The 23770-nt window shown below is 36.5% G+C and carries 31 protein-coding genes and 3 tRNA genes; 33 read left to right on the top strand and 1 reads right to left on the bottom strand.

The genetic code is table 11. The annotated features are described in order from the left end of the window. Window positions 1-9: 9 nt before the first annotated feature. From H3T43_RS02385 to H3T43_RS02240, 30 genes are all read left to right on the top strand, one after another. Window positions 10-222: a hypothetical protein gene (locus tag H3T43_RS02385; RefSeq protein ID WP_198212270.1), complete on the top strand. Its 213-nt coding sequence runs from the start codon at window positions 10-12 to the stop codon at window positions 220-222. 8 nt (window positions 223-230) lie between these two features. After that, a complete protein-coding gene (locus tag H3T43_RS02380) occupies window positions 231-530 on the top strand; it encodes a hypothetical protein (protein WP_198212268.1) in 300 nt (99 codons plus the stop codon). Between the two features lie 124 nt (window positions 531-654). Next, window positions 655-1209: a phage scaffolding protein gene (locus tag H3T43_RS02375; RefSeq protein WP_198212266.1), complete on the top strand. Its 555-nt coding sequence runs from the start codon at window positions 655-657 to the stop codon at window positions 1207-1209. Then, complete coding sequence (locus H3T43_RS02370; protein ID WP_232350226.1) at window positions 1209-2228, top strand: capsid protein; 1020 nt, start codon at window positions 1209-1211, stop codon at window positions 2226-2228. Before H3T43_RS02375 ends, H3T43_RS02370 begins: the two co-directional genes overlap by 1 nt. Window positions 2229-2230: 2 nt before the next feature. After that, a complete protein-coding gene (locus H3T43_RS02365) occupies window positions 2231-2590 on the top strand; it encodes a hypothetical protein (protein ID WP_198212264.1) in 360 nt (119 codons plus the stop codon). Beyond that, window positions 2590-2955, top strand: coding sequence for a hypothetical protein (locus H3T43_RS02360; RefSeq protein ID WP_198212360.1), 366 nt, complete (start codon window positions 2590-2592; stop codon window positions 2953-2955). The genes H3T43_RS02365 and H3T43_RS02360 overlap by 1 nt, the downstream gene beginning before the upstream one ends. Further along, window positions 2952-3392 (top strand): HK97 gp10 family phage protein, encoded by a 441-nt coding sequence (locus tag H3T43_RS02355; protein ID WP_198212262.1) that lies wholly within the window; start codon window positions 2952-2954, stop codon window positions 3390-3392. The genes H3T43_RS02360 and H3T43_RS02355 overlap by 4 nt, the downstream gene beginning before the upstream one ends. After that, window positions 3389-3796 carry a DUF6838 family protein gene (locus H3T43_RS02350; RefSeq protein WP_198212260.1) on the top strand — a complete coding sequence of 136 codons (408 nt, stop codon included), beginning with the start codon at window positions 3389-3391 and terminating at the stop codon, window positions 3794-3796. Before H3T43_RS02355 ends, H3T43_RS02350 begins: the two co-directional genes overlap by 4 nt. Further along, complete coding sequence (locus tag H3T43_RS02345; protein WP_198212258.1) at window positions 3793-5196, top strand: phage tail sheath C-terminal domain-containing protein; 1404 nt, start codon at window positions 3793-3795, stop codon at window positions 5194-5196. The genes H3T43_RS02350 and H3T43_RS02345 overlap by 4 nt, the downstream gene beginning before the upstream one ends. A gap of 16 nt (window positions 5197-5212) precedes the next feature. After that, window positions 5213-5701 carry a phage tail tube protein gene (locus H3T43_RS02340; protein WP_045927897.1) on the top strand — a complete coding sequence of 163 codons (489 nt, stop codon included), beginning with the start codon at window positions 5213-5215 and terminating at the stop codon, window positions 5699-5701. Window positions 5702-5717: 16 nt separating this feature from the next. Continuing rightward, complete coding sequence (locus H3T43_RS02335; protein WP_198212256.1) at window positions 5718-6134, top strand: hypothetical protein; 417 nt, start codon at window positions 5718-5720, stop codon at window positions 6132-6134. Between the two features lie 205 nt (window positions 6135-6339). Then, window positions 6340-9426 (top strand): tape measure protein, encoded by a 3087-nt coding sequence (locus H3T43_RS02330; RefSeq protein WP_198212253.1) that lies wholly within the window; start codon window positions 6340-6342, stop codon window positions 9424-9426. A 13-nt stretch (window positions 9427-9439) separates the two neighbouring features. Next, window positions 9440-10120, top strand: a complete 681-nt coding sequence (locus tag H3T43_RS02325; protein WP_198212251.1) for a hypothetical protein — start codon at window positions 9440-9442, stop codon at window positions 10118-10120. Continuing rightward, on the top strand, window positions 10117-11229 hold the full coding sequence (locus H3T43_RS02320; protein ID WP_232350224.1) for a hypothetical protein: 1113 nt from the start codon (window positions 10117-10119) through the stop codon (window positions 11227-11229). The genes H3T43_RS02325 and H3T43_RS02320 overlap by 4 nt, the downstream gene beginning before the upstream one ends. Beyond that, window positions 11211-11552, top strand: a complete 342-nt coding sequence (locus H3T43_RS02315) for a DUF2577 domain-containing protein (RefSeq protein WP_198212250.1) — start codon at window positions 11211-11213, stop codon at window positions 11550-11552. Before H3T43_RS02320 ends, H3T43_RS02315 begins: the two co-directional genes overlap by 19 nt. A 1-nt stretch (window position 11553) precedes the next feature. Then, window positions 11554-12030: a DUF2634 domain-containing protein gene (locus tag H3T43_RS02310; RefSeq protein ID WP_198212247.1), complete on the top strand. Its 477-nt coding sequence runs from the start codon at window positions 11554-11556 to the stop codon at window positions 12028-12030. Further along, window positions 12017-13165, top strand: coding sequence for a baseplate J/gp47 family protein (locus H3T43_RS02305; RefSeq protein WP_198212245.1), 1149 nt, complete (start codon window positions 12017-12019; stop codon window positions 13163-13165). Before H3T43_RS02310 ends, H3T43_RS02305 begins: the two co-directional genes overlap by 14 nt. Beyond that, complete coding sequence (locus tag H3T43_RS02300) at window positions 13158-13706, top strand: putative phage tail protein (RefSeq protein ID WP_198212243.1); 549 nt, start codon at window positions 13158-13160, stop codon at window positions 13704-13706. The genes H3T43_RS02305 and H3T43_RS02300 overlap by 8 nt, the downstream gene beginning before the upstream one ends. A gap of 17 nt (window positions 13707-13723) precedes the next feature. Next, window positions 13724-15100 carry a hypothetical protein gene (locus H3T43_RS02295; protein WP_198212241.1) on the top strand — a complete coding sequence of 459 codons (1377 nt, stop codon included), beginning with the start codon at window positions 13724-13726 and terminating at the stop codon, window positions 15098-15100. Window positions 15101-15111: 11 nt separating this feature from the next. Further along, complete coding sequence (locus tag H3T43_RS02290) at window positions 15112-15480, top strand: hypothetical protein (protein ID WP_198212239.1); 369 nt, start codon at window positions 15112-15114, stop codon at window positions 15478-15480. Between the two features lie 31 nt (window positions 15481-15511). Beyond that, the gene (locus H3T43_RS02285; protein WP_198212237.1) at window positions 15512-15916 is read left to right on the top strand and encodes a hypothetical protein; all 405 of its coding nucleotides are present in this window, start codon (window positions 15512-15514) and stop codon (window positions 15914-15916) included. Then, window positions 15916-16071 (top strand): XkdX family protein, encoded by a 156-nt coding sequence (locus H3T43_RS02280; RefSeq protein ID WP_198212235.1) that lies wholly within the window; start codon window positions 15916-15918, stop codon window positions 16069-16071. Before H3T43_RS02285 ends, H3T43_RS02280 begins: the two co-directional genes overlap by 1 nt. Continuing rightward, window positions 16046-16435 carry a hypothetical protein gene (locus tag H3T43_RS02275; RefSeq protein ID WP_198212233.1) on the top strand — a complete coding sequence of 130 codons (390 nt, stop codon included), beginning with the start codon at window positions 16046-16048 and terminating at the stop codon, window positions 16433-16435. The genes H3T43_RS02280 and H3T43_RS02275 overlap by 26 nt, the downstream gene beginning before the upstream one ends. 12 nt (window positions 16436-16447) lie before the next feature. After that, window positions 16448-16678: a hypothetical protein gene (locus tag H3T43_RS02270; RefSeq protein WP_198212231.1), complete on the top strand. Its 231-nt coding sequence runs from the start codon at window positions 16448-16450 to the stop codon at window positions 16676-16678. A 30-nt stretch (window positions 16679-16708) separates the two neighbouring features. Then, on the top strand, window positions 16709-17032 hold the full coding sequence (locus tag H3T43_RS02265; RefSeq protein WP_198212229.1) for a phage holin, LLH family: 324 nt from the start codon (window positions 16709-16711) through the stop codon (window positions 17030-17032). After that, window positions 17019-17816 (top strand): N-acetylmuramoyl-L-alanine amidase, encoded by a 798-nt coding sequence (locus H3T43_RS02260; RefSeq protein WP_198212227.1) that lies wholly within the window; start codon window positions 17019-17021, stop codon window positions 17814-17816. Before H3T43_RS02265 ends, H3T43_RS02260 begins: the two co-directional genes overlap by 14 nt. Window positions 17817-18120: 304 nt before the next feature. Then, a complete protein-coding gene (locus H3T43_RS02255) occupies window positions 18121-18669 on the top strand; it encodes a Panacea domain-containing protein (protein WP_198212225.1) in 549 nt (182 codons plus the stop codon). Beyond that, window positions 18657-19742 (top strand): hypothetical protein, encoded by a 1086-nt coding sequence (locus tag H3T43_RS02250; protein ID WP_198212223.1) that lies wholly within the window; start codon window positions 18657-18659, stop codon window positions 19740-19742. Before H3T43_RS02255 ends, H3T43_RS02250 begins: the two co-directional genes overlap by 13 nt. Before the next feature lie 110 nt (window positions 19743-19852). Beyond that, the gene (locus tag H3T43_RS02245) at window positions 19853-20212 is read left to right on the top strand and encodes a hypothetical protein (RefSeq protein ID WP_198212221.1); all 360 of its coding nucleotides are present in this window, start codon (window positions 19853-19855) and stop codon (window positions 20210-20212) included. Window positions 20213-21440: 1228 nt separating this feature from the next. Beyond that, complete coding sequence (locus H3T43_RS02240) at window positions 21441-21596, top strand: hypothetical protein (RefSeq protein ID WP_198212219.1); 156 nt, start codon at window positions 21441-21443, stop codon at window positions 21594-21596. Window positions 21597-22118: 522 nt separating this feature from the next. Here the strand turns inward: H3T43_RS02240 and H3T43_RS02235 are convergent. Further along, window positions 22119-22787 carry a hypothetical protein gene (locus H3T43_RS02235; RefSeq protein ID WP_052060312.1) on the bottom strand — a complete coding sequence of 223 codons (669 nt, stop codon included), beginning with the start codon at window positions 22785-22787 and terminating at the stop codon, window positions 22119-22121. 622 nt (window positions 22788-23409) lie between these two features. On the opposite strand from H3T43_RS02235, the gene H3T43_RS02230 reads away from it, so the two are divergent. The 3 genes from H3T43_RS02230 to H3T43_RS02220 all read left to right on the top strand — a co-directional run bounded on the left by H3T43_RS02230 (window position 23410) and on the right by H3T43_RS02220 (window position 23750). Next, window positions 23410-23482, top strand: a tRNA-Val gene (locus H3T43_RS02230). 119 nt (window positions 23483-23601) lie between these two features. After that, window positions 23602-23673: transfer RNA gene (locus tag H3T43_RS02225), tRNA-Glu, on the top strand. Between the two features lie 4 nt (window positions 23674-23677). Next, window positions 23678-23750, top strand: a tRNA-Val gene (locus tag H3T43_RS02220). Window positions 23751-23770 lie beyond the last annotated feature (20 nt).

Raw genomic sequence — 23770 nt, 5'->3', positions numbered from 1 at the left:
GGTTGAAAAATGGATCCACATAAAATGTCTTTACCAGAAATAATTGCAAATTTTCGCGCAAGAAATGTCACATTTACATTAAAAGATGGTAGCAAGAAAACTATTTTTGTTGAAGAAATTGAGAACGAAGACGATGATCAGCCTGAATTAATCTTCATGGCTGCGGGTGATAACCCACAGGACATTTGGATTTCTGATGTGGTCAGTGCTGTACAAGCTTAGGAGGATTTATGGAATTAAAAGATGATGATTATTTAGTAATTGTTAACAAAATTTTAAGAAATGCTTATGAAAAGTTAAAAAAAGGAAAAATATATGATGTAGAGGAAGCAAGGGAGTTTTGTTCGTCGTATAAAAGAGAGTATATAATAAAAATTCTAGAAACATTAATAAACGAAAAAAAATATTTAAAAGAAGTATGGAAGGAAGAACCTACTAAATATGTAAGCACTGGTTATGCAATAACACCAAAAGGTTTGGATTATTTGTTTAGCGATTCAAATATGAAAGAGCTAAATAAGCAATATTAAAAGTTTGAAGAGCAGCAATTAAAGCTGCTTTTTATTTTGCCCCGAGCATGGCGTAAAAAGGCTTATTTTTTATGCCTTGATTGTGGTCGCCCCACGTAAAAAGAAGCGAGAGAGGAACAAATACATGAAACGTGAAGAACTAAAAAAATTAAATCTAACAGATGAACAAATTGACAAAGTAATGAGCCTACATGGAGCTGACGTTGAGAGTACAAAGTCTAAGATTGACGAACTGAACAAAACTAATGAGTCTCTGCAATCCCAAATTGCCGAAAGAGATAAAGATTTAAAAACGCTCAAAAAGCAAGCCGGCGATAATGAGGAACTCACTAATCAATTCAAAGAGTTACAGAGCAAATACAAACAGGACACCGACAACTTAACTAAAGAATTGGAACAAACAAAGCTTAATAGCGCAGTCGACAGTGCATTAAGTAAGGCAAAGGTGCGCAATTCCAAGGCTGCTAAAGCTCTGCTCAATATGGACGAAGTGAAGCTTAACGACAAGGGCGAAGTAGAAGGCTTAGACGATCAGATAAGTTCATTGCAGAAAACAGATGGCTACTTATTTGACCAGGGCAATAAAGAACCATACCAGCCACAAGGTGGTGGCGGTAATACCGACCCTGATCCAGTAGCCACTATGACTAATGTCTTTAAAGGAGAAATTAATAAATAATGGAAACAGTTAATTACGCAGAACAATATCAACAAGCAGTACAACAGGCGTTTTACGATGGGCACTTATACACAGCACCATTATGGCAATCACCAAGCAATGGCCTTATTTCTTTTGATGGTGCTAAGCATATCAAACTACCTAGACTAACAATTGAAGAAGGGCGTAGAAACAGACAGAGACGTGAAATAACTGATATTAAAGCTAATTACAGCAACGACTGGGACTCATACGAGTTAACTAATGAACGTTATTGGAGCACACTAGTTGATCCATCTGATATTGATGAAACTAACTATGTAGTATCAATTGCAAACATTACTCGTCAATTCAACCTTGATGAAAAAATGCCGGAAATGGATAAATACATGTTCAGTAAACTATTTTTAGAAAAGCAAACTAAAGATGGTGGCAAAGGTATTACAACTGATACACTTGACGAGAAAAATATCCTTACAGCCTTTGACAACATGATGGTTGATTTTGACGAAGCGAGAATTCCAAATCAAAATAGATACTTGTACGTAACACCAAAGATCAACGCAATCTTAAAACGTGCTGAGGCAATGAACCGTGGCTTAACACTGAAAGATCCAAATAGTGTACAGCGTACGGTTTATAGCCTAGATGACGTAAATATCGTAGTAATCCCGTCTGATTTAATGCAAACAGCATACGATTTTACTGTTGGTGCTAAAACTATTGATAGTTCTAAACAGATTGAAATGATGTTGATCTACAATGGCGTGCAAATTGCGCCAGAGAAATATACTTTTGCTGGATTTGACTCACCAAGTGCTAAATCAAGTGGTAACTGGCTATACTACGAGCAATCATATAACGATGTTCTGTTGCTCAACACCAAGACAGCGGGTATTCAATTTGTGATTGCAGACAAAGTTGCCCCACAAGCACCATCTAATAATTCAAATGATAGTCAAGCAACAACTAAGGCAGCAGATGCGAACTCAGATACTAAAGCAAGTAGCACTAAGACTACAGCTAAAAGCGGGAAGTAAAGATGAATGACGAACGTAAAAAGAAGATTAAAGATAAGATCGCCCAATTGTTGGGTGATAAGGCAAACAGCGATCTGATTGATTTTAGTGTAGATAGAGTAATTAAGTCGGTAGCAAACTTTACCAACATTCCCTTTGATGAACTGCCACCAGAAATAGATAGCACCATTACAGCGATGTGCTTACAGCTAATTCAAACACACGAGTGGACTAACAACGATGCAGTCAATTCAATCAGTGAAGGCGATGTGTCCGTTAACTTCGGATCACCTGCTGAAATATATGCTCAGGTCCAAAAACTTAACCCGGTTACCGATGATTTTATCAGCGATCTAATCCATTTTAGGAGACTACCACAATGATTGATGCGCTAAATAAATTGAAAGACATAGCTCCGATGTTATGGACTGACAAAGTAACCATCCAAGCCACTAAAAAGGTTGTTAATGAACACCACATAACCACCAGTGAGTTTGTGACGATAGTTACAGATGAACCAGCTAAGGTTATACTCAAAGGCTTAAAAGCCAGTGAGCAGTCGTTTTATGGTACTGATGAGTATGACGCAAAGTTGCTGATTAGAACAGGAATTGATGTGCCGGCAGGTGCAATTATTATAGTGACTGATGTTAACGGCAAAACTACCAAGTATAAGCGTAGCAGTAAAGGCTACTCAGGTTATGTGAGCCATCAGGAAATTGCTATGACAAGGGATGAGAAAGCATGAGTGCGTTTGGAGATTTTGATAATTCTCAATTTGAAGAATTCGCCAAACATGTTAATGCCCAAGTATCAGGTGGTCAGCTAAAGAATGAGGTCAAGAAGAGTGTTAAAAATGTCGGTGAGACTTATAAGCGCAATGCGGAAGTCAGAACACCAGTTAAAACTGGTGATCTAAGAAGGAGTTGGCAATTAATTGGTCCGATTTTTTCAGGGGCTGACATCTCAATCGAACTTAGAAATAGCAAAAACTATGCTTCATTCGTTGAAAATGGACATAGGCAGAAGCCAGGCAGATATGTACCTGAGATTGGTAAAAGGATAAAAGCAAGCTGGGTTCCTGGTCAGCATTTTCTGCAAAAAGCCACTAAGCAGACTTCTAACCAGATTCCACAGCTGATTACCCCAGTAATGGACGATATTCTAAGGAGGCTGATGGAGTGACAATAATTGAAAGGATTGCTGACGAGATAGCACGGCTATTCCCTAAGGCAACCATTTACACAGAAAATCAAGCAGACGGATTTAATGAGCCGTCTTTTTTTATTGAAAAAATTGACACATCATCCGCTCCAGAATTGTTTGACAGACAATATCGCAAGTATGCCTATCAGGTAATCTATTTTCCTAATCCCGATCATCCAAAAACGGATATGGAACAAGTGGAAGATTACCTCTTGAGTGGTTTGGTAGAGCTAAAAGACTATGCTCCGCTAAGACATATTCAGGTAACACAGCAAGAAGACAATACATTGATTTATCAATTCGAAGTTTGGGGTAGGTTTTACCCTGACAAAAAAGATGAAATCAAATTAAATAAAGAAGAAGTGAAAGGACAAATTATATGAGTTGGAAAACACAGAATAAGCGTCGTCCAGGTGCCTACATTAATGTTGTGGGTAAAGGCAATAACAACAATGGCACAGACATTGGACGGACATTACTACCAGTTAGCACACAACTTAACTGGGGTGCAAAAGGCATTATCAAGCTTAATAGTGACTCAAACTTTAAGGCACTATTAGGACACGATATTGATGAGCCAGAGCTGCAAACACTTCACGAGGTGCTTAAAGGAGCAAACACAGTATTGTTACTTAACAACAATGATGGAGTTGCGGCTACAGCCAATGATGAGTCATTACCATGGGCATTTACCGCAAAATTTCCTGGTACAGTCGGCAATGAATTGCATGTGACTGTGCAAAAGAGCGATAGCAAGGTGATCGTATCAACTTTGCTCAATAGCAGGGTTGTTGATCAACAGGATATTAATGTAGATAAGCCAGAAAGTCTCATGTCAAATGACTATATTCTCGTTAAATTAACTGACAGAACAACACCAACAAGTCCTGATACTAAGGACAGCGGTGATAATGCTAAGGCACCAATTGTTAAACCAACAAGCCTTAATCCATTGGCTGATTTACAGCATGATGTAACGGTTGATTTAACAGGTGGAACCACTACGCCAGTAGACATTAGTGATCTGCTTAATGACGCACTTGAAACCGAAGACTACGATGTAGCCACTACAGCTGGTTTCCCAGTTGATAGTCCACTTCATAAACAGTTGGTTGATGAAATTAAGCATTTGCGTGAAGACAACGATATCAAAGTACGTGGCGTAATTCCATACACTAGCGACAAGGTTAACTATGAAGGTATTTCAATCGTGGCTAATGGTGTTGTGTTGGGAGACGGTACTGAACTAGATGCCACAGTAGCTGCAGGATTCTTTGCAGGTGCTTCAAGTTCAGCTGATGCAGCTAAATCATTGACCTACGCGGAATACCCAGATGCAATTAGCGCATATCCGAAATTCAGCAACGATAGAACTATTGAAGCGTTAGAAAATGGCGAAATTGTCTTTACGACAAAACGCAATGAGACAGTTGTAATTGAGCAAGATATTAACTCATTGACTAGTTTCACTGATGAAAAACCAGTTTTCTTTAGCAAGAATAGAGTTGTTCGAACAATGGACGCTATTGTAACCAATACTAAACGGACATTCGAAGATATGTTTATCGGCAAGATCACTAATAGTTCGACTGGACGAGACTTGTTTAAAGCTAACCGTGTAAGCTATCTGCAAAGTTTAGCAGATGCGAATGTAATCAGTGATTTTAAAGAAGACGACATTTATATTGAAGCAGGCAATGACCGTGACTCAATTTTGGTTAATTTAGCAGTTAAACCATTGGACTCAATGGAGAAACTCTATATGACAATGATCGTTCAATAATTAGGAGGTAAAAATAATGGCAGATGAAACAGTAAGCACAGTTGGCAGTTTTCTTAACGGTCGTGACACAATTTCCACCAAAGATGCCAAAGTATACGTCACAATTGACGGCAAAGTAATTCCGCTAATTGAGTGCAAAAAATTTAGTGCAAAACTAGAAAAAAACAAGGAAGACGTTCAAACATTAGGCAGTCGCTGGAAGCACAAAAAAGTTACTTCGGTTGAAGGTACTGGAACACTTGGAGGCTACCTGATAAGTTCAAATTGGACAAAATATGCTTTGCCATATATCAATGGCGGTAAAGATTTATATTTTGAAATCACAATGACCATTAATGATCCAACCAGTAGAGCAGGTACACAAACATTGCACTTTGGCGAAGTAAACTTAGATGATGTGCCGTTTGCTGACTTTGAAGCAGATGATGGAGTCATGGATTGGGAATCAGACTTTACCTTTGAACAGGTAAATTTAGTCACCGGTTTTAATGGATTCGATTTGTAATTAGGAGGAAATAAAAATGGCTTATAATGTCGAAGATTTTTTAGCAGAAAATGTCAAACCAAAAAATGAAACTAAGGAAGTAAAAATAAAAGGTTTTAAATCACCATTTATCATTAAAGCACTCACAGCGGATGAATTTAATGAAATGCAAAAACAAGCAACAACTAGCTATATTAACAAGAAAACACATCAACGAATTCAAGAAACTGACCAAGGCAAGCTAATTGATTTGATGATGGCTGAAGCAGTTATTCAACCAGATTTAAATAATGAAAAATTACAAAAGTCATGGGGTTGTATTGCAGATCCTGCTGGTGTCCTAAAAAAAATGCTAAATGCTGGTCAGTATGCTGACCTTGGACAATCAATCCAAGAAATATCAGGCTTTGATATTGACAGTATTAACAACTATGTCGAACAAGCAAAAAACTAATTAATGAGTCTTATGGCGATTTCAGCGTTTATTATTACTGCTTGAATGAATATCATTGGACTCCAGGACAATGGGCTGAATTGACACAAAAAGAAAAAGCACTAGTAGTAGCTTCAATTCAAATTAGGCAAAAAGAAGAGAAAAAGCAAGAGCGAGAAGCCAAACGTAAAGCTAGGTCTAAACATATATAGAAGGGAGGTAACTTATGGCCACAATAAGCAGTACTTTAAAAATAAATGATGCTTTCAGTAATGTATTAAATAAGTTTAATGCTGGTGTACAACGTAGCGTTAGTTTGGGCTCCCGCCTTAAAAATGCAATGAATGGGGGTAGTAATGGAATGCTATCTCTTGGAAATGGCGCTAGATCTGCAGGAATTGGACTAAAACAGATCATAGCAGGAACTGCCTTTGGCGGAATGATTAGTTCAGCTGCAAGTGCTGCTACCACCGGAATTCATTCAATGATTGATGAACTAAATGAGGCTAGTGTTTCCTGGCAAACATTTGATGGGAACATGCGTCAATTAGGTAGGTCACCAGCACAGATAGCAGCAGCCAAAAGTTCGATGCAAAAATTTGCCCAAGACACAATTTATTCTGCATCAGACATGTCCTCTACATATAGCCAATTGGCAGCTGTAGGGGTTAAGAATACTACGAGGCTAGTCAAAGGATTTGGTGGATTGGCTGCAGCTGCTACTGATCCAAAGCAGGCTATGAAAACTTTGAGTCAACAAGCAACACAGATGGCTGCAAAGCCCACAGTCCAGTGGCAAGACTTCAAACTTATGCTTGAACAAACGCCAGCAGGTATGGCTGCAGTTGCTAAGTCTATGCATATGTCAACTCAAGACCTAGTCAAAAATGTGCAAGACGGAAAAATAAAAACCCAGGAATTTCTTAATGCTGTTGCCAAAACTGGTACTAATGCTAATTTCAGTAAAATGGCTACACAGTATAAAACTGTAGGTCAGGCAATGGATGGGTTGAAAGAAACTTTATCCAACGGTTTACAGCCACAATTTCAAAAATTAAGTAAAATTGGAATTAGTGCAATTGAAGGAATAACCAATAAAATGAGTGAGTTAAATTGGAACTCCTTTGGGGATGGCATCATTAATGCCATTAATTACGTTAAACCAATTTTTGACAAGTTTAAATTAGGTTTGCAAGATGTATTCGATGGCTTTAACAGTACTGGCGCTGGTAAAGAAGTTGGTAAAATGTTTCAAACTATAGCTGACGCTGTTAGTGATGTCATTGACACGATGAGCGAAGGAGATGGCAAGACTAGCTTTTTTACGACTTTAGGCTCAATTTCTGGTAGAAGTATTTCGGGAATAGCCAAGGCAATCAGCGCAATCGCAAAAGTAATTAGTAAATTAGATCCAAGCAGTTTGCAAGCTTTAGGTACTGCATTCTTTATTCTGAAAACAGGAACTAGGGGACTAATATTTACAACTGTTGTATATGGTCTAAATAAACTTAGCAAACTTAAGCCTGGTACACTAAATAATATTGCAGGGGCTATTAAAAACCTTGCAATAGCTTTTGCGGCTTTCAAAGTAATAAATACTCTTGGTAAAGGAATTTCCGGTATAGCAAAAGTCTTTGGAGCATTTAAAAAAGTAAAATCTCCTAAAATACCAACAAATAGTGTTCCTGAATCGGGAGGAATTATGCAAAGTGCTGGAGCCTTTTTAAAACTAGGAGTGGCGGCCCTTACAGCTGGTGCTGGCTTTGCTTTACTTGCATATGGCATTAAAACCATTGCACAAGGGGGTTCAACAGCAATAGGCATCTTGATAGGTGTCGGCGTAGCAATTATCGTGATATTAGTGGTAATTGCTGCACTTTCAAAACAATTAGATGTTGCAGCGGTTGGAATTTTTGCAATCGGTGTTGCAGCACTTTTGGCTGGTGTCGGAATATTGGCAGCAACATTTGGTTTGTCATTACTAGCTAAAGAATTGCCAACAATAGCACAATATGGGCTTCAGGCAGCATTTAACATCTTGGTATTGTCAGCGGCAATGGCTGTCTTTGCTTTTGGTGCAATAATTGCTACAGTTGGTTTGATTGCATTGGCAGTTGGCCTAGTAGTATTAGCAGTTGGCATGGGAGTCGCAGCAATCGGTGGACTGCTATTTGCAGCTGCTTTAGTTGCTGTTGCTGTCGGTACAATAATCGCCACGGTGGGCGTTGCTCTGTTAGCTGTATGTGTAATGATTTTGGCCGCGTCATCCATAGTTGCAGCAATAGGTTTGATTATGATGGCTGTTGGTATAGCTCTAATTGCAGCTGTTGGAATAGTAGCCGCACTGGGCTTAATGCTCTTTGCAGTTGCATTAATGATAGCAGCTCCATTGATGATGATTGCCGCAGTTGGTGCATTACTATTAGGTGTAGCTGCAATTATCCTAGGCGCAGGATTAATGGTAGTTGGTGCTGCTTTGTTAGTTGTTGCAGGTAGTTTGATAGCTGTAGGTGTAGCTGTGATGGCACTGGTAACCATGTTTATCATGGCAGGAACCATGATGGTTACAGCTATCACGAGTGCAATGAGTAATGTTGTAAATAGTGTCAGAAATGGTATTTCAAATGCAGTTAATGCAGCAAGAAGCTTTGCAGGTTCATTAGTAAGTGTTGGTAGAGACTTGATTCAAGGCTTAGTTAATGGGATTAAATCTATGATTGGTGCTGCAGTTAATGCAGTATCAAATGTTGCAGGAAAAGTTGTTAATGCTGCTAAAAGCATATTACATATTGGTTCACCTTCTAAATTGTTCAATCAATTTGGCCGTTGGCTAGACCAAGGACTTGCAATTGGTTTAAATCATGATGCGGATATAGCTGCCAATGCTTCGGCAAGTATGGCAGAGGGTGTAGTCGCTGCTGCATCAGATATGACACCAACGCTTAATCCTTTGGTGATGGGTCAAACTAATGCAGGAGATTTGCTTGCTAATGGCTTTGACCGTGCCGCAACTGCTGTAAATAGTGTTGCCAATGCATTAAACAGATTGGATGGAGCTACGGCAGGAATTGGTATTAATGAACAAGACCAATTAGAAACTTCAATCAACAATAGCGATGTTAATGGCTCTAGTCTGGTTGGTACAAAATTCGGCAGTAATAGTTTAAGCAATGACAATCGTAGTTCAACTTTAACTATTGAGAGTGGAGCTATTCAAATTAATAGCTCTGGAGATAGTGATGAAGACTTCGAAACTCTTGTTGGCAAATTTGAAGATTATTTAATTGCTAAAAGCGAAAAAGCATTAAGTTAGCGAGGTGAATTATATGGACGGCTTTGGCGTCTTTTTGACTAGTTATAAAACCAGCAAAACAATTCAATTGCCAGTCAACCCGGCCGAGCTAAAACTTAATTATGAAAATGATGACCAGAGCCAGACAGTGGTCAACCTGGGCGAAGTGAATCGACTAGGTAATTTAAAGTTAGTGGGAATTACTATTGATTCCGTTTTTCCAAAGTATAAAACGACCTACCTAGCAGATGATCAGCCTGAAGAACCTGATTATTACATTGACTGGATTAAAAAAATCCAGAAGGCAAAAGGACTAGTCAGGCTAGTTGTTGCCAACACAAAAATAAGCATGTGCATGACAATTGCCAGTTTTAATTATGGTTTTGAGGATGGGTTTGACGAAGAATATAAGTATACCCTTGAATTAAAACAGTATCGCAGTTTTAAAGCTGAAAAAGTTAAAAAGAAGAAAAAACATAAGTCGAAAAAAGGTAAAAAGAGAGTTGCACCACCAAAGAAATTTGGTGTTCATTCTACGGTTATCGTAAACGGACGTTTGCATCTAGATTCAAATGGCAATGGTCCGGGTGCTTATGAGAAAAATGCCAAGCGCCAGGTAATTAACATTGCCACAGGGCATAAGTACCCAATATGTGTTGGCATTAATGGCATAGCTCGTGGTTGGGTTAAAAAATCGGAAGTGAAAAAGGCATGATAACGACAATTAAATTAGTGCGTCGTAGCAATATGTATCGTAAGTCGAAGAAAAATGGCAAAGGCACTACTTACGATTTGCGGAATGTAGTTGCGAATGTCAAATGGACGACTGACCTTAATTTCAGTGCTGGGGAATTGACGTTTGACTTAATTCAAAAAGCACATCCGATTATTCCCTATACAGGTGACATCATCAAGTTTCGTTGGGAACATCATAAAACCTTTTATGGCTACGTCTTTAATTATAAGGTCAAAGAAGATGACACAGTTAGTGTTACTTGCTACGACAAGGAACGCTATCTAAAGAACCAAGACTCAATCGTCTGGCAGTCAGGCACTATTGCCGATCGCTTTAACAACGTCTGCAAACGTGCAGGAATTAAACATAAGGTGGTCGACAAGCCAACGCACAAGGTGGCAGCTGAAGTATGCGATGGTAAAACATATTTTGACATGTTAAAAAGTGCCATTACCAAAACTTTGAGCGCCACTAAGCACATGTATTATGTGTATTGCAATTACGATACTGTAGAGCTACGCAGAGCGCCATATAAAAAGCTAAAAATGATTATTGGAAGCAAGTCGGCTATGACCGGTTTTTCTTATGCCGTTGATATTAACGATACAGCTAATGTGGTTAAGGTTGTCCAAAAGGATGTTAAAAAATCGCAAGCAAAAGGTGCAACAGCCAAGCAGAAGAAGGCTAACGGTAAAAATCAGAAAACAACTAGTGCTAAAGCTAAAAGCAGTAAAAAGGATGAGGCTAAACGCACTAGCTTTAAAACTGTTAGTGCTAAAGGAGATTCAACAGAGCAGTGGGGCAAATTGCAAGTTACGGTTAATAAGAAAAACAAAGCTAACCATGCACAGATGGTTAAGCAGGCAAAAGATGAGCTACACAAGCGTAACAGAGCGAACAAGGAATTAACCGTTGACTGCATCGGCAACGTTGACCTTGTTGCAGGTAATGCCGTGACAATCAAGATTACCGACATTAATAAAACGTTGAAAAATTGTCCTATTCTGAAAGCTGAACACGAATTTGGCACTGATTACATGTGCCACTTAACGATGAAAGTAGGTGCAGAATGGCTGGAGAACGCTTAATTAAGATGCTAAATAGTCGTGGCGGTAAAGACAGTGACTATGCTGATGTGGTTTATGGAGTAGTCACTAGCATTGAGCCGTTGAAGGTTCAGCTATCTAACAGCATGGTAATTGACGATAACTTCATTGTGTTGGGCAAGCATATTGGCAAGTTTAAGCTACCTGGTAAAGCAACTATTAATGGCAGTGATGTGATTAAAACTGAAAAAATCACCTTTAAGGATATGGAATTTGATAACAGCCTAAAAAAGAACGACAAGGTAACCATGATTCGCATGGATGGCGGACAGCAGTTTTATTTGTTTGAACGAGAGGAGGGATAGCATGGACGATGATGACAATATTATTGTTACTGACGATGACAACATAGATGATGAAAGTGCCGAATTGGAAGACACTGATGTTGACACAGATGGCGATGATGATGAGACCTTGGACGATGAACCAACTTTGACTTTTAAAATTGAAAATGGGCGTATCAGAGACAAGGTTGATGAAAAGCAAGCCATGGTTCAGGCAGTAAACAAAATACTGCAGACGGAGCGTCTAGTCTATCCAATCTATTCCGACCAGTATGGCAATGATCTAAACGATATTATTGGCAAAGACATGGGCTATGCCAAGGTAGAAGCAGAAAGGATGATTAAAGAGGCATTATTAGCTGATGATCGAGTGGTTGAAGTTGATATTGACGCAGTTAATGAAGTAAGCCGAGATACCCTAGAAATTAAAGGCACCTGCGTTACGGTGTACGGCAATATTAATATAGATAGTGAGGTGAGCGTGGATGACACCAGATGAGTTGGCGGAAAGCTACATGGCAGAAGATTATGAGTATTGGCTTGATTTAATGCTAGAAAATGTTCCTGATGATATTGATCAGCGAGAAGGTTCAGTAATCTATGACGCATTAGCACCTGCAGCTATGGTTATGGCACAACAATCTTTAACACGTGCCAATATTATTAAGGAAACTTACATCAAGACTGCTCAAGGACAATTTTTAGATTATCGGGCAGAAGAACATGGCACCTCAAGATATGCGGCAACGCAAACGGAAGTTAAGGCAAAGTTTTTAGATTCCGATGGCAATTCAATTAATAATGTACAGATAGGCGATCAATTTGCCAGTATTGGCGAAACGCCTATCTTTTATACTGTTCAGAAAATTAATGATGATTTAACAGGCGAATTAACTGCCGATGATCCAGGAACAACAGCCAACTCTTATATTGGACAAATACTACCAGTAACGAGTAACGACACTCTTTCTTGGGCGGAAATAATCGAAATAGTTGCTCCTGCTCGCGATGCAGAAACAGATGACCATTTACGTGACCGCTTGTTGAAAGCTGATGACTGGATTGCTTACGGTGGCAACATTGCTGATTATTTGGCGATGCTTAATAAAATTAGCGAAGTTGGAGCAGGGCAGGTTTATCCAGTGTGGAATGGTGCAGGCACGGTTAAATTGGTTATTGTTGATAATAACCTAATGCCAGCCAGTGCTGATTTGGTCAAGAAAGTTAAAAACATAATTGATCCTGTTGATAATGAAAGCCAGGGCTATGGTCTAGCGCCAATTGACCATCAAGTAACTGTAGTTGCACCAACACCTTTGACGGTTAATATAGCAGCAACAGTCAATATTGATGGCACGCATGGAGCAGACATAGTTAAAGCAAAAATCAAAACTGCAATCGAAGAATATTTTAAATTGCTACGGCAAAGCTGGAACAATATTGATGCAAAAACTGGGCGAGGATATTCACAGACGATTTATCGTTCCAAAATCCTATCTCAAATAATGATGGTTGATGGAGTAATCAATGCGTCTGTGCCAACGTTAAATGGTACCGACGAAGACATTGCCCTTGTGTTTGATAATCAGACTTCACAACTACCAGTTTTAGGGGAGGTAAAGTTAGATGGCTAACAATTTAATGGACTATCTACCCGACTATTACGATGGCGTCTATGAGATGGAAGCTATCATGCATGCTCAAGGAGAGGTCTTAGACAAAGCAGAAAGTGAACAGTTTCGATTGCTTTTAAATCAGTTCGTCACGCAGACAGATGCCAAGGGTATTTCTGTCTTTGAAGATCAAGTTGGCATTAAGCCTGCTCCAAGTGATGATTTAGCGTCACGACAAAACAAAGTGCTGATGCGACTTTTGCCACCAAGACCAATTACTATTGAGTACTTACGTGATTTATTTGCGACACTTAAAATACCTGCCACAATCACAGTTATTCAAAGGGATGCAATAGTAGAAGCTAAGAGTGCCGAAATTAATAGTAGTCAAATTGAAGATATCAAGTATCTGCTTAACATCTATCTGCCAGCAAACATGATTTATGAAATCAGAGTAGCGTTAAACAGAGCTGAAATTACCAACGACTTTAAAGTTGGTTTGGGGACTTGGCTTAAATCAACCACTGCAGTGCAAGCCAACGTTTCTCAGTTTATTAATTAGAAAGGAGGAGCAAAGATTTGTCGAAATACAATAAAACGATTTTAACCAATGCAGGTCTTGATTTAGCTGCTAAAGCCAGTTCTGGTAAAACCAAGTTCACGATTACCAGGGCAGCCACATCAACTGAAAAATTGGCAGATAAGAGTATCAGTGAATTGCAACAGTTAACGGCACTGCCTAGCCTGATGCAATACGGTGAAATTAACAATGTGGCAGATTCTGCTCTGGATAAAAGCATTGTCATTGGGACAGAGCTTATTTTTAATAATAAGGACTTATCTACTAGCTACAATATTAATACCATCGGGCTATATGCCAAAGAAGATGGCAGCGATAAAGAGTTTCTTTATGCGCTTACCACGGCAGTGGAACCTGAAACAATGCCTGATTTTAAGGATAAAGTATTGTTCAAATTCAATTTGACCATGTTTGTGGTAGTTGGCCAAACTGATAACGTATCAGTCAATGTTACAGATAACGGTGTGGTTACCCAAGAGCAATTAGCTAAGGCAGTTCAGACATTACCGCAAAAGCAGGACTTAACTAATTTATACAATAAGATCGATACTGATATTAAAAATTTATCGGCCCTCAATAGTGTAAGTGGCAATAATATCAGTAATACTATAATTAACCTTGATACTTTTTCTACCATTGGGATAAGCCAATTTTTAGGCTGTCAATTAAAATCTGATGGCAATATGTCAGGCTTTGACTCAACACAAAAAAACCTTTATGGCTGGATATTTGACGTGCCAAAGTGGAACGGCGCTAAGATATATGAGCAGATTGTGTACATTAGCGATAGTGGGCAGGGTAACTTGCTTTACACTCGCACTAAAGCCGATGCAACGAGTAAGGAAGATTTTCTTAAAATTGCGAATAATAAAGATTTAGCCAATTTTGGCAAGCTTCAAAAAATAAGCCTTAATGGTGGCCCAGAAATAAGTCCAAATGATAAAGGGGTGGCTAATCTTGATGTGGTAACATCTGTGCAGAATATTGCACCTGACAGCAATGGCAACGTTAAGCTTACAAAGCCTGCTCCTGTAAGAGATTTAGATAAAATAGTGGAGGATGGGATTTATGACCTCGATGGCACGTATAATGGGTACTACGTTACTGGGCTACTAATAGTTCGTAATTTTACAATTAGAACTTTCCAACTGTTAATAAGTTATGATTTTGACCCAATGATGCAGTATCGATACATTAACGTAAATGTTGGGCTATATCCCAACTGGGTGAAACTATTAAATCAGGATGACTATAAAAATCTAGCAAATAGAATAGCTATCTTAGAAAATAAAGAATTTGTGCACCAGTGTGATGACTTAGACAGCGGTATTGCTTATTCAAAGGCACATCCTAACGTACTCGTGGCGACACCTTAGGAGGTGGTTAAATGCTAATGAATGGTAAAGCAGCTAACTATTTAATAGTTGCTGGCGAAGTTTTTACTAATAACAAAACTTTTCCCCGATATTATAAATTCGGTTTAACAACTACTAATGCACATGTAGCGATGTATTATTTTGGCTTTAACGATGCAAAAAAGGAAGCTGTATTCAAGCAGGCGCAGTACCCTCGTTATTATGTTGAAATCACTGACCCCAAAAAGGTATTAGTAACCCAGACACTAACCGTAGATGGTGAAGCATATGCATGTGTTTTTGAAAATCGTTGCTACTCGCCTGAAAATACTGGTGTGCAGCTTAACAAAGAACCAACTTGGATTAAAGTGTCTGAGGCAGGGGGTATGACACCGTTATAAGTTTTAAAAATAAAAGATAAGGAGAATAAAAATGGCAGAAAGTAAGGAAGCTAAAGGCTTTATTCAGGTTTACAAGTCAACAAACACAATACCGTGTGAGCCGTGGTTTGCACCAGCTGATGCAGATATTGCATATCCGTTTGTTAAAGAAGCACCTGACCCTAAATTAAAATCACCAAAATATGATTGGATTAATTATCGATGGTACGAAACGGATGGAGCCGTTCAAGGCCAAAAAATATCTGAAATGGCAGACACATTGAATAAATTAAAAGATGATGTAGCGAACGGTAAGTTAAGTGATGAGGCTATTAATCAACAGCTTGGAACATTGGTTGGACTTGTATCCGCTGATGCAATTGCACAACAGGTAGAACAGCCAAATACTGATGACAAGGCTAATAATAAGCAGACTTCTAATGGAGGTACTAAATAATGAACATGATGAGTATGTTTGAATCACTTTACCAATATCTTTTTAGTGTAAATGTTTATACAAAAGCAACGATTGCTGGGTATGTAGGCAAAACTATTGATGAAGTGGCATACAAGAGAATTACAGGTGATGACTATGTGGCGCCGTCTGCTTAGTAATATCAATGAAAATCACGATCAGTCCATAGCAGGTGGCACCATTTTAGCCATTGGCATCGCTTTGCTACGTGATAGAAACTATTTTTATTGGCCGCCAGAGTGGACACTTTTTATGAACGATAAAAGACTTGACCTAGCAATAATATTACTAGGTATTTTAATTACCGTTGATTCCATGTTTAAAAAGAGGCACAGAGGTTGGCGCATGTTTATCTTAATCTTAGGTGCCTGGACTTTGTGGTTTTTAATTGGTTTGCAACTGGGACATGCTTTTGGCGTGGGAGAATTTCGTATGGAAATAACAGTGATTGTTGAGACTGCAATTTCAATATTGTGCCTATATTGTATTTATCAAAGCTAGAGAGGTGGTTATGTGCATGATGTTAGTACCCTAATTTATGTACTAGGAACTTTTTTTGAAGCAGTTGCTACCTTTTTAGCCGTTACTCATACATCTCATAAAGAGGACACAGACGACATCATTAAAAACCTAAAAGCTGAAAGAGATAATTTTAAGCAAGATTACCTTTTAGAGCGAAAAAGGCGCTTAGAAATCGAAACTAAGTACGAAGAATTAAAAAAGAAGTTAGAGAACACTGTGTAGTGTTCTTTTTTGTTGAAAGGAAATTTCAAAATGGCTCAATTTATTAATTTGTTAAATTCATTATTACCATACTTTGTTTTAGCAGCAGTCGGTATAGTAGCTGTTTATCAATATGCAAAAGTGCATAATCCTGATTTTGCTAAAAAGATGGAATGGCTGTATGACGTGGCGCAATATATCGTTACCCAACAGGCAACACATACAGATGCTTCTGGAGCAGAGAAGAAGCAGGCGGCTACTGATGCATTGCTAGAACAAGCCAAGGCATCTAAAGCTAAATTAACCAAGGAAACAGCTGAAGGGATGATTGAGAAAGCGTACCAGGAAGGAGCAACAAAAAATGAAACTAAATAAGAAATACGCACTTTCTGCAAATGAAGGTGCATCTGCTCTTGCTAAACGAGATATTATTGTGGCTCATTCAACGGCAACTCCTAATGGTGAAGCGTGGGCAATTGCTCACAACATGAAGGCAGGCATTAATACGGCACAGACCTATGTCCATTTAGTAGTTGACGATAAAGAGTGCTACCTGGTAGGTGACCTGGGCTATGTCGCTTGGGGATGTGGATACTACGGTAATCAGCTTTCACCAATGCAGATCGAATTATGCGAGTTCAGTAATAAATCTCGAGCAAAGAAAGCCTACCGTAATTACATTGGATTAATCCGTGAGTATGCTCAAAAATATGGTATTCCATTAACTCTGGATACTAATGCAAAGCGTGGAGTGAAGACTCATAACTGGGTAACACATAATTTGGGCAATACTGACCATAACGATCCTTACAACTACTTATCAAGTATTGGTATTAGCAAGGCACAATTTGCACATGACATAGCTCATGGTGTCGGTGGTAAAGCTATCGTAGCAAAAAAGCCTGCTAAAAGTACAAGCAAAAAATCTAGTTGGGTTAAAAAACCTGGTGCTTTTGTTTTAGATAAAGCTTTGAAACTACATACTTCACCACACATTAGCGCACCAGCTATTGCTACGTTGCCGAAGGGCAGTGCAATTAAATATGATGCGGTACTGCAAGGTCCTAAGCGTCTATGGCTAAGGCAGCCACGTGCCAATGGCTACGGCTATATTGTCGGAAAAGATAAATATGGCAAGGCAATGGGTAAGTTTGAATGATTAGAGAAAAACTAGTATAATAATAACTATAGATATTTAGCTTAACTAAGCTAGAATATGACAGTTGGTTATTGTGCCAACGCCGTTGATATTAATTATTTATCATCGGATATAGAGCATTTGCTCCCATAGAGCCATCTTATTAATTAGATGGATTAAGTTAAATAAGCCACTCAGATTAAGTTCTGGGTGGCTTATTTTTATATTTCATGATAATAGAATAATTAAATAAAAATTAATTTTTTGCTTTGTATGTATAAAATGTCTTATAATTTATGTAAAGAGTAAAAGGAAGTGGTACATTATGAATAATAAAGATATGATTAAGTTAGAGCGACCATACAATGCTATGGATGTTGCTAATCATGTTGTACAATACTTTATTGATACAAACCATAAAATTCCTAATCTACTACTATTAAAGATATTGTATTATTTACAAGCTGATAGTTTACGGCATCTTGGAACTCCTTTGTTTAACGGAAAAATTGAAAAATGGGGTTATGGTCCTGTTGAGCCAGAAGTTTATTCTTATTTTAAATCATATGGAGCAGCCCCTATTGATTCCACTGCACAATACGTAGAAATTGGTAATGATGGGTCGTGGCATCTGATAAATCCTATAAATAGACAATTACAAAGTCAAGATGTAAGTGCAATTAATAAACTTGCTAATGAAATCTATAATAAATATGGTGATAAGCCATTTCAATTAGTTAGTAAAACGCACAAGGAGCCAATGTGGAGTAAAGATGAATCAAAAATTAGGAGTGGAGCAATGCATATTCCTTATGATAATGAAGAAATTAGAGAATATTTTAGCAATCAAGGCAATTGGCCATGGGAGAATTAAGCAAAAACCAAAATAAAGTACCAGATTTGGATCTAATAATTAATTCCTTTTTTACAGAGAAATTTGATAAGCGAAAAGCTAAAATATATTTTAGAATACTCCATTTGAACTTAAAAAATTTTCGAGTTCAACATAGTGCTTTAACTGAATATGTATATTCAAATTATAATGATGTTAAACTTGAAGATGCAAATAATGATAAAGAAATTTATTGGCAAGAAAATGTACATATTTTAAAAGAATATTTATTAAATTTAGTAAAAAATTTAGATGGACATGGAGCCGACTATACTGAAGAAGAGAAAAAACTAATAAAGAGCTATAAAAAAGAAATTTTAGAATTACCTGATAGAATTTTTGAAAGTGTTAAGTTGGCATTAGGTCAGTACAAAGCTCTTTTTGAAAAGCTTACTAAGGCAACTAATATCCTTACGGATGCAATTGATGATCTTGAAAAAGTTAACAAAAATTATGAAGGAGAATCAGATAAATTAAATGCAGCTTCAAAAAAATTAGATGTAGCTCAGAAAAAATTAGGTGTAGCTCAGAAAAAATTAGACAATTCTACTTCAGAATTTATTTCTATGCTTGGAATATTTTCAGCTTTAATATTTGGAGTATTTGGTGGATTTGAAGCTTTTAAGACGATATTTACCAATATCGATAAAGCATCTGTGGATATGGTAATAATCGATTCATCTATATTATTGTTAGGGCTAATTATATTGATTTTCTTATTGATTCAGTCAATTTCTATTTTATCAGGTAAAAATTTTTTAGCTTGTGGATGTAAAAATATTAGTGAGTGTGATCATAAATTCTATGAAAGGTATCCTTTATTCAGCTTTTCTATCGGCTTATTTTTATTTACGTTGCTGTTAGGTCTGCTATGTAAAGAGAATATTAAGTTGCCTTTGAATTTGAAATTAGAAACTGTGCTTTCTTATTTAGGCCTAATAATATTAATAATTATGAGTTGGTTTATAGGTAGGAATATTTATAAAAAAAAAAAAAAAACAAAATTGATTTGCTCGAAATTTAAAAAGATATTGTACTATATAAAACCGTTCTAGTTAACCGCTAGGACGGTTATTTATTTGTCTAAAAATATTTAAAGCTTTCAAAATTGCACTCTCATCAATAGCATTTTATAATTAATGCAAATAAATGTTTGGTGGATATTATGAAAAACAATTTTAATGACATAGTAAACAATTTTTTCAAAAACTATCAAGATCGTGGGATGAAGAAATGGCAAGGGTTTATGTTGAGTGACCACATAGCGACTCTTAATCGTGACAAAGAAGAAAAAGCAAAAATATATTCCGAAAAAGATACTATGTCTGAGACTGAGGTTAGTCAGATATTATTGCAGGCATTTGCCAATAATAAAAGTGTTTCTGTTCAGCTTAAAGAAAAAACGCTAGACAAGAAGATACAGCCTGATATTGTGGGGTTGGTAAAAGGATATAATGAAGATAAAATTGTAATTGGAAATACAGAAGTAGAACTTAGCGATATTAACCATATTGAGATAAGATAACTTGATATTTGTCAATGTTCGCTAAAATGTTCGCCAACTTCATATTTAACAATTTTTATCACCTTAAAAATTATGGAATATTACTAATAAATAAGGAAATAAATTTTATAATATCTAGCAATTTTTACTATTTACGCCCTCACACTCCGCTAATAGTAATAAAAAGCTTGTAATATCAACTATTACAAGTTTTTATTATACTTTCGCACGGCATTTGCACGGCATAAAAGTATAAAAAATAAATCGGCCGATCGTGCTGTTAAATTTTATCCGGTACTTTTGCAATTTCTCAGAATTTTGAATTTAATTTATCTAGCATTCAGTCATTAACGCATGGCACAATAATGCGCAAATTTGGCGCTTTTAAATTATATGTGAGCCTCATGTGTAGGCCTTAAACTCTCGAAATGAAATTCTTTTTCTTTAATGCCAAATTTTTAAAATGTTAGAGAAAAATTTCATTTACATCATTTGTGGAAGAGAAATAGATGAGAGGTTTAATGAAACTTGGTATGGTTCATCAAATCCTGTTTCTTTTAAAATTATAAAAAAGCAAAAACAGAAAAATTACGTTACAAACTTATGTGTCCTACATCAGATTGCGAAGTCGAATTATCTTTTGTGGTGGCGGAAAAATCTTATTTTAAATCAAGCAACAAAATCAGCTATTTATTTTATGCCGGTGTAAAGATAAAGAAGAAAAAAGTTAGTTTCATTAGATGAAAATAGCGTTTATATCATGCTTTATGGATTTAAAAATTATTTTTATACTAATTTAAAGACCAAAACTAATTAGCTAAAATATAATAACAAAGGCATTCAGAAGACTAAAAATAGTGTTCAAAATTCCAAGCCACAAGGTGTTGTTAGTGCTAATAGTGTTGTTTCACCTAGAGTCAGTAAAAAACACTTAAATGAATTAATAATAAGTGATCAAGGGAAAGTTTTTCAAGTAGCTGCAAAATTAGGAGAAATAAACAAATATAGCACTAACAAGTATATTTTTAAAATTGAAGATGAAGTAGGATTGCCTTGCAGTTAATTAAAGGTGGCTGACCAGCTAGTTTTAAAGTGGTCAGAAGAAATATGAACGAACTGGGTTTAGGGTTTAAAAGCCAATAAATGAAATCGACGTATGTATTCTAGTTATTGCGATATAGTTGGTATGATTGCACCTAATTTAATTAAACTTAGCTTCTTTTACTTAAGACCAAATATGAAATAGTATGTGGATATTACTGAATTTCATCTTAAGGGACTAAAGATTTATTTGTCAACCATTCTGGATGGCTATGTTGGCGATATCGATTTCTACTTAATTTCAGGGCATCTTAATATGGAACTGGTTGTGTCAATGCTGGATAAAATTTTTCCTAAGCATTAGGCTTTAAATGCTTGTGATTTCCATACAGTGTAATATCAAAGTTCGATTTATCAGAGTGTATTGAAATTATATGGCATTTTTCAAAACGTGTAGCATAAATGAAATCCAATGCACAATCGCTTAGTGGAGATCTTCTTAACTTGATTAAAACGAAAATTTTTTATAGCCAAGAATATAAGTACCATAATCTGTAAAAACTAACTCAAGAAATTGCGTAATACACTATAAAGGAGAAAGAAAAAAGACAGACCAAAAAGCCTGACTCCGAATGAATATCGGACTCAAGCTTTAAAGAAATTATATAATTTTTATCAAAATTTTTGGACTCAAAACGTAATATAAATTTAAATTAGTCTTTTTTCATTAATAATAAGATCAATTGAATTGTCTTTTCTTTTTAAAATAGTTTTTCATCAATCAGATTAATGGAATAAAACCCCTAAAGTTATGCTTTATAAACGAATTAAATGAATTAATAAAATTAAATAAGTTTGACTTCTATAATGCTTGTAATTTTAGTAGTTAGTCTTCTACTAATTTTATTTTAGGAACATCAGAAGTTATTATTTCACCTTTATTTAATTCAACATGAATTTTTGATACCTGACCGTAGTCCTTATCAGGGTGCTTTGCTAAAATTTCATTAATGTCATCTTCGCCATTGTCTGAGAATATGTTTCCAGTTCCTCGTACAGCTTTAATAGTATAATCGCCAGGTTTGATATCTTTACCTACTGTCCAACTGCCGGGGGTTAATATCTTTCTAAAAATACGTTTGTCTGGAGTTGGGATTAGTTTTGTTGATTCAATTCCGTCAATCTTTATCTTTTCTCCAGCTTTTAAGTCAGTGGTGTACGAAGAAAGTTTCATCCATGTATCATCCTCAGTTGGCCCTAAAATGACATTTATATTACGATCATTAGGACTGTTTCGTGAAAATAGATTGCCACTACCTGAGACGGCCTTAATTACATAACGCCCAGGTTTAATCTCTTTACCGACTTTATGAGTACCCGCCGACAGCGTTACTGCTTTAGCAGTATTTTTCTCTATTACTACTTTTTTACTTTGTCGATTGTTACTTCCACCTTTATCACCTGATTTGTTCGTATCATTAGCTGAACATCCTATCAAAGAAAAGATGAATAAGCTTGTTATTAAAAATGATAAGGTTTTTTTTAGATTACCCATTACTTCCTCCCAAATATTTACTACCATAGGTTTAATGTCGCTGGCGTTATGGACAAAATATGAACCTTAATATTTAAGATTTTTAATGTTACAAAAACTTTATATAATTAAATTAAAAAATTTCATGTGATGCTTTTATTTTTTTAATTCTAGTATAAATAATTATTATAGAAGATACAAGAATAGATTATTTTAAGTGACAATTTTTCAATATCAAAATATATTGTAATTTTTAAAATAAAAGTTGAAGTAGGATAAAATCTAACAAATGTATAAGAAAACTCTTTTATCAGAAAATAAAAATTTTTAATGGAATGTGAGAGATTTAAACTTTCGATATAAAATTTTCAATCATACTCCCCAAAATTCAGATGAAAAATACATAGAGATTAAACTCCGATTGTTATACTTGATCCGACAACTTCTTGAATAGTAGTCAAGCATTCTTCACCCGATCTAGTTATATCCTTAATCTTTAATATAAAAAGAATTGAAAAAAGTTTAGTTAATTCATAGAAATTAATATTAATGAACAGAATCCTACAAAAATTTCAAAAAAATGTAGACATAAATAGAAACTTATGCTAAATTATTAAGAGTGGTCGAGAGATGACAACAAAATGGAGGATTAGCTCAGCTGGGAGAGCATCTGCCTTACAAGCAGGAGGTCACAGGTTCGAGCCCTGTATCCTCCATAATGATGGTGGTGTGAAGGGAAGTTCGCGCCGCCATTATTTATTGATTTAATAAATTGAATCCTTGCATTTTCTTTCAAAATAGGTATACTATTGAATGTGCTTTGATTCAGAATAATGACCCGTTGGTCAAGTGGTTAAGACATCGCCCTTTCACGGCGGTAACATGGGTTCAAATCCCGTACGGGTCACTTTGGAGGATTAGCTCAGCTGGGAGAGCATCTGCCTTACAAGCAGGAGGTCACAGGTTCGAGCCCTGTATCCTCCATCGTTCTATGGCTACCGATC

The sequence above is a fragment of the Lactobacillus sp. M0396 genome (assembly GCF_016101625.1).
Lineage (GTDB): Bacteria > Bacillota > Bacilli > Lactobacillales > Lactobacillaceae > Lactobacillus > Lactobacillus huangpiensis.
The sequence above is the reverse complement of the archived record's forward strand: the minus strand, read 5'-3'. Positions and strand labels throughout refer to the sequence as shown.